Origin of the sequence: Streptomyces sp. NRRL WC-3605, assembly GCF_001509795.1 — a bacterium.
Classification (GTDB): Bacteria; Actinomycetota; Actinomycetes; order Streptomycetales; family Streptomycetaceae; genus Streptomyces; species Streptomyces viridochromogenes.
This window is the reverse complement of the sequence record NZ_LLZN01000037.1, coordinates 131,917-138,062: the sequence shown is the minus strand read 5'-3', so window position 1 is coordinate 138,062 and position 6,146 is coordinate 131,917. Positions and strand designations below refer to the sequence as shown.

Sequence of the window (6,146 nt, the reverse complement as noted above, 5' to 3'; positions counted from 1 at the left end):
GGTAGGCGGCGGCCGGAGCGGCGGGCTGTTGGGGCCAGGCGGAGGGCGCGGCGGCCGGCGGGGGCACGGCGGCCTGCGCGGGCGGGTGCTGGGGGGCGTGGCCGGTGAAGCGGCCGGGGTCGACGTCCTTGAGGTAGACGGTGACGGTGGCCCGGTCGGCGACGAAGATCCGTTCGTGGATGCCGGGCGGGGTGAGGACCCACACCACGGTGTCGTCGCGGCGCTGGGTGCGGCGGATGAGCGGCGGGGGGAGGGTGACCTCCTCGGTGATACCGGTGTCCGGGTTGGTCTCGGGGACCGTGATGTGATCGACGGTGCTGAAGAGACCTGCGTACGCGGCGAGTTCGTTGATGGTGGTCTCGTGCCTCACGGCGCCCCCCTTCGGGATTGTGGCCTGGGGCCTGCGGCTTCGCTCGGGACGGTAGGCGGGCTCGGGAGCGGGCGGGGCACGCGGGGCGGGCGGGTGCCGGGGTGCGGGACACGGGTTGGGGCGGCGGAAGCGCGGGACGGGAAAAACGCGTGCGGCCCCGTCCCGGACGGGTGCCGGGGTGCGGGGCCGCGAAGGGGGCGGGGTTGCTACCTGGTGGTCATGGTGAGGGCCATCCCCTCGTCGTCGTGGGTGACGTGGAGCAGGAAGCGGGTCGCGTCGTCGGGGGCGGTACGCAGCAGGTCGATCAGCTTCTGGCCGTCGGGGAGCTGTTGGGTCAGGTCGAGGGTCTCGTGGAGGTCCTCGCTGCCCAGGACGGTCGACGGGTCGGTGCCCGGCCCCCAGCGGTCGGCGTAGACGATGTGGTGCCAGCTGCCGTCCGCCGCCCGGGTGTTGGGGGTGGCGGTGATGCCGTTGCTCATGAGGTAGGTGCCGTCGCCCTTGATCCACCACAGGCGGGGGCGGGCATCCAGGTCGCCGGGGGCTCAATAGCTCAGGTTGAGTAGCCCGTACCATGGTGCCTCTTTCGGCGAGGAGGCCCCTTTACCTTTCTCCTCGCCGAAAGAGGTGCGGAACACGTCCTCAGGTCGCGAGTACCTTAACGAGACCGAACCCCACCGCCTCGCCGCACAAACCAGCAGCAGAGAGAACCCGATCGGCGACCCCCTTGCCTAGGAGCACCGAATCGACAGCACCAGGGATATCAGCACCCTCATAGAGGGCCACCGAATCCCAATCATCAGCATCCGTGAGCCCTTGAACATCGCACACCAGAGCGCGCGTCGGTGTCGGCACTTGCGAAATCGTCGACATAATCGCAGACATAAGGGTTTGCACTTCTGAAGTGTCCACCCCATCCAACCAGAAAGTCTGCACTTCGCAGCCCAATGGCTCGTGCGAGTAGGTGCTCACTACGTTAGTTTCCGCCGAGATCCACCAATTCACAGTGACGGACGGAATCCTGAGTGCAATGACCCATCCAAGCCTTTCAAAGTCGACAGCAACATCATCGCCATCAACATTGACTACGGTCACGATACCGGTGTCAGGGTGAGCGATAGTGACGCCACTCCGGTCGAATGTGGCAACCTGGCCGGAGAAGATCGAAGTTTCCCCCGACTCCCGGTACCATCGAATGAAACCGTCTCCCATCGTCACCCTTTCCGCATGTCGAAGGCGTGAACATTATCAGGGCCGAACACCTTACGCGCCTGATTGAAGGCACTTTCGGGCGTGTTGGATGCATCCAGGTAGTAATGAGCTGGAACGCCTGCCTGGTCTGCAGCATATTTGTTTATCTTGAGAGCCTTTCCGAAATCTGCAGGATTTGACGCTTTCGCTCCACCCCCTACGTAAACGGTCCCGGTCCCGGCCCCGCGAGGCGTGGCAGGGCTCGCAGTGCGGACGGACCCCGTAACGGCGAAGCGCCCGCGTGAAGGGCGAGTAGGCGCCTGCGTAGCCGAGCTGAACGATGTCGTCGAACAGGGGCGAGGCCCACAAGTGTGGGTCATCGTCGAGGCGTTGACGGCAGTAGTCCAGGAACGGCACGAACGCGTCCGGGGCCTGTCGGCGCTGCTGCGGGACGCGCTCGCCGTTCAGGTAGGCGCGGATCGTCTTGCGGTCGCGGCCCAGATGCCGGGCGATCGCCGAGATCGTCCACCCCCGACGCAGCGCGTGCGCATCGCGTCTTCCTACCACGTGAGCACTCAGTCCTCCGAAGAGGCCTAACTCGTGGCCCACGCAGGCTTGCCATCACTCCCACCGGCCATCCCGACACGCCGACCGAGATCACACCAAGGGTGAGGAGATCAACCGAGCAGGTTTGCCCCGCCTCTGAGTGCAGGGTGGGGATTTTCAAATATCGCCATCCTTTTTCTGCCTCTCCAGAGCAGTCAGCGCCCGGCACCGCCTGCAATGGAGGCGGCCCCACCATCTCTGCCGTAGCGCTCCGGCCACGGCAGCATCACCGCCCTGCATCAGCTGGCGGGGAAGCGGGAGGACGCTGGGGACCGGGAGGGAGCCGAAACCCTCGCCCGGCAAGCCACCATGAGCCCTCGTTGTTCGGCGGCTCCTCCCAGGGCTTGCCGTGTGATCCGGCGGCTCGGCCCGCTCGCGGCTCGTGCTGAAGCCGGTCCCACCATAGGCCGGCGCCTCGGACCGAATACGAATCGCGGCTGACACGCACTCGTTTACGCGGTCGCCAGTAGGTGCGAGGCCGACACCGCCACGGCTCGTTGTGCCTCCGCTCGATCGACCTGTGTCGACTCGCCGTGTGCCATGACTTGCTCACCGGCAACCCACACATCACGGATGGCACGGGAGCCTGCTGCCCAGACCAGGTTTGCGATCAGGTGCTCGTCGGAGATGTCGATCCCCGAAGCGAAGTGCGGGCCGTCTACGGCGACGTGGACCATGTCGGCCCACATTCCGCAGCTCAGCGCTCCGATGTCCGTTCGACCGAGGGCCGCAGCCCCTCCCCTAGTGGCCAGGATCAACGCGTCAGAGGCGGTTAGGGCCAGCGGATCCTCGGTACTGACTCGCGCCAGCATCATGGCCAGCCTCATCTCTTCCCAGAGGTCGAGGTCGTCGTTGCTCGCGGGACCGTCCGTGCCGAGTCCAACTGCGACTGGCGCCTTCTGCAGAGCGGTCAGTGGTGCGGTTCCCGAGGCCAACTTGGCATTGGATCCGGGGCAGTGCGCCACTCCCGCACCGTGGTCGGCCAGGAGTCGGATGTCTTGGGCAGAGAGGTGCACGGCGTGTGCCGCAAGCAACCTCCCGTCCATGAGCCCCGTCTCTTGAAGCAGCCGTGGCACCGATCCGTATCGTGCACGCTGCTCCCGGTCTTCCCCCACGGACTCGGCGACGTGTATATGGACGAGCGCTCCCCGTGCGGCAGCCGATTCGGCCGTCGCGCGCAAGGCCTTCGCCGGGAGGGTGTAGGCAGAGTGAGGGCCGTAGCCCAGCTCGATACGGTCACCAGGACCGAACCTCAAACCGTCTGTGTCGATCCACTCGTCGATCTCGCGCATAGCACTCCGCCATGGCGCTCCTGGCCCGTCGAAGTAGGCGGGGGCCAGCAGTATTCGGCTGCCCGCCGCTAGGGCCGCTTGGGCGACCGAATCGGCATGCATGTACATCTCGGCGCTGGTGGTGATCCCGTACTGGAGCATCTCTATGCATCCCAGCAGCATGCCCGCATAGGCATCGGCAGGACGCATGCGCGCCTCGGCCGGCCAGATGACTTCGTTGAGCCAGGACATCAGCGGCAAGTCTCCCCCGGCGCCACGGAGCGGCGTCATGGCGCTGTGCGCGTGGGCATTGACCAACCCGGGCATCAGGATTCCGGTCAACCGTATGAGGGTTGAACCGCTGTTGGGCGGGGCGTCGGCCCGAGGACCGCAATAGGAGATGCGGCCGCCGGCGGTGACGTCGACGACTCCGTCTCGGATCACTGAACAGGTCGGGTCCATGGGGAGGACCACAGGGGCGTAGAACCGGCGAGCAAGTGGCAAGGTCACTCCAGGATAGTTTCCACCGGCCACGCTCCTTGGGGCTCGGTTGAGTATGCGGATGTGCAAAGCCTGACGTTGGCTTGTCGTTCGTGGCCGATGGTCGCTGAGCGATGGTCTTCGGGACTGCGGGGATCAGGCATTGCGGGCTGCCATACACACTCACTGCAACGAGGCCAGCGGCGAGACTTTCGCTGGGAATGATGGCCGTCACGGTGTCAGGAGAGCAGGTTGATCCCGAGCAGGTTCTGGATGTCGGTGATCGTCGCCCGTGGCTCCTGGGCCTGGACCGTGGCCATGCCCATTGCGGCAGCTGGGGGGAGGTTGTGCGGGGAGTCATCCACGAAGACACAGGCGCTGGCGGGAAGTTCGAGCATCTTGAGCATGTGCTCATATATCGCCGCCTCGGGCTTTCTCAGCCGGTGATCCTCCGAGATCAGCACCGCGTCAAATGTGGTGTCGAGATCGCAGTCGGCGTAGAGGTCCCAGGGGTGCCTGCCTACGCTGTTCGACAGCAAACCGACCCGGATTCCTTGCCGGCGGGCGGCCATCGCCGCTTCGTACATCAACGGCTCTGGTCGCAGTCCGGAAAATATCCGCCCCAACAGGTTGCCGGGGCTGACCCCGAGACGCAAGGCTGCGACCTTGTTCCACTGTGCCTGTGTGACGGAGCCGCGTTCCAAGTCTTCGGTGAGGCGAAGGATCTCATGATCGGTGGAAAGCTGGCGCACGATGCTGCCCTGGGGAAGTCCCTCGTCACGCTCGAACTCGGTGACCGAGGTCAGCAGCGGCGTGGTGAGGACACCACCGAAGTCAAGGATGAGGCCCTTACGTTCGTTCATGTGGCAAGCTCCTGGGGTTCCTGATAGGCCGTCGCGCAATCATCTTTTAGGGCCACCTGCCGCGCACGCGCCGTCCGTGTCCGACTCGCTCCGCCACAGCGGCCGCAGGTTCACACATGGGGGCTGCGGTGACTCGGCGCCGGCGGTCGCTTGCACAGCGGCCGCCGGAGGCGGGCCGGGGGCACAGTTGCGGTACCTACTCATTACTGTGATCGCCTTCTCGTGGCGGCTCACACGGCTGAGAGCCTGCACAGTCGAACATCGGCAGTTCAGCCGCTGATGAGGTGGCCGTGGGTGGACCAAGTTTCTGGATGTCCCCGAGGGTTGCCGGGTCCGATGATCCCAATGTCCTTGGCTTGGCAAACCAGGCCTTCGGGTCGCTGAGTAGGCTAGCACGTTCTTGAACGAACGGTCGGACAATAATGGTGGACTGGTCAGCCACCCCAGGCGCGAGCCACCGCGGGCCCCTGCGGTCTCGCTGCGCCCGACTGCCCGACACCTCTCGCAGGCGAGCGAAGCACCTTCATCTCCCTGTATGCACTGCGTGTATACAGGGAGCGTATAGACGCTTCTCGCTCGACTACGACCCCGGAGGCGACATGCTCCTGACTACTGACCGTCCAACCATGGCCTCCAGGAGAACGTGTGGCGACCTAGTGATCCTTTCGGCGTTCGGCGGCCTCCTCCTTGGAGTGCTCACCAACCTCGCCCAGGGATGGCTGCCTGGTGCGTGGAACCAGATCGCGAATTCTGGTGCCGCGTGGTGCGTCGTCGCGTTTGCGACTGGGGCCCTCGTCACGCGACGAGGTTCCGTCTGGCTGGCGGTCTTTTGTGGCCTCGGAGCCGAAGTCGGCCTGGTCGTGGGCTACTACGGGTATGCGGAGCTGGGACGAGACGGCATGGGCCGCCTGTTCTTCCCCCTCGTGTGGTTGTTCATGGCGTGCATCGCCGGGCCGTTCTTCGGCGCGGCGGGCCACTGGTGGCTGCGTGGTCGGACGACGCGGCTTCGGGTCGTCGGGCTTGCCTGTGTCGCGGGAGTCTTCGGAATGGAGGCGTTGCTCTTCGGCTGGTACCTGCACTACACAACGCAGGCGTGGGCTTGCTTCGGCATCTCGGTTCTCGCCCCACTGCTTGCTCGCAGCAATCGGGAACGCGCACTCGTGTTGGCCGTAGCGGCAGCTTTCTCGTTCCTTGCGTACGGGGTGGTGGTGATGCCGCTTCAGGCGCTGTCCGGGTGATCACGTTCACCTCGCATGCACGGCGTGTCATTGCTGCTCTGGGCTCTGAGGGCCGGGCGCCGAGTCGCCTGGGCTAGGTCGTGTCCGATGGGTCGCGTGACCGGCCCCTCGGCGCGTGACCGGCCCCTCG

The 6,146-nt window shown here is 65.5% G+C and carries 6 protein-coding genes; 1 reads left to right on the top strand and 5 read right to left on the bottom strand.

The window, feature by feature from the left end; all coding sequences use genetic code 11:
• From ADL34_RS06795 to ADL34_RS06775, 5 genes are all read right to left on the bottom strand, one after another.
• On the bottom strand, positions 1-370 hold a 370-nt coding region (locus ADL34_RS06795), incomplete at its 3' end, for a hypothetical protein (protein ID WP_062739776.1).
• Between the two features lie 206 nt (positions 371-576).
• Entirely contained in the window at positions 577-849 is a 273-nt protein-coding gene (locus tag ADL34_RS06790; RefSeq protein WP_107115748.1) for a hypothetical protein, read from the bottom strand.
• 160 nt (positions 850-1,009) lie between these two features.
• Positions 1,010-1,579, bottom strand: a complete 570-nt coding sequence (locus ADL34_RS36035; RefSeq protein WP_159038900.1) for a hypothetical protein — start codon at positions 1,577-1,579, stop codon at positions 1,010-1,012.
• A gap of 1,037 nt (positions 1,580-2,616) precedes the next feature.
• Positions 2,617-3,777: an amidohydrolase family protein gene (locus ADL34_RS06780; protein WP_234374962.1), complete on the bottom strand. Its 1,161-nt coding sequence runs from the start codon at positions 3,775-3,777 to the stop codon at positions 2,617-2,619.
• 377 nt (positions 3,778-4,154) lie between these two features.
• Complete coding sequence (locus ADL34_RS06775; RefSeq protein WP_062673433.1) at positions 4,155-4,778, bottom strand: HAD-IA family hydrolase; 624 nt, start codon at positions 4,776-4,778, stop codon at positions 4,155-4,157.
• A gap of 626 nt (positions 4,779-5,404) precedes the next feature.
• On the opposite strand from ADL34_RS06775, the gene ADL34_RS06770 reads away from it, so the two are divergent.
• A complete protein-coding gene (locus tag ADL34_RS06770; RefSeq protein WP_062673479.1) occupies positions 5,405-6,016 on the top strand; it encodes a DUF6518 family protein in 612 nt (203 codons plus the stop codon).
• The last annotated feature ends 130 nt before the right edge of the window (positions 6,017-6,146 follow it).

Bases quoted from the DNA above. Each gene is read 5' to 3' on its own strand.
- ADL34_RS06770 (WP_062673479.1), top strand. From the start codon at position 5,405: ATGGCCTCCAGGAGAACGTGTGGCGACCTAGTGATCCTTTCGGCGTTC.
- ADL34_RS06775 (WP_062673433.1), bottom strand. From the start codon at position 4,778: ATGAACGAACGTAAGGGCCTCATCCTTGACTTCGGTGGTGTCCTCACC.
- ADL34_RS36035 (WP_159038900.1), bottom strand. From the start codon at position 1,579: ATGGGAGACGGTTTCATTCGATGGTACCGGGAGTCGGGGGAAACTTCG.
- ADL34_RS06790 (WP_107115748.1), bottom strand. From the start codon at position 849: ATGAGCAACGGCATCACCGCCACCCCCAACACCCGGGCGGCGGACGGC.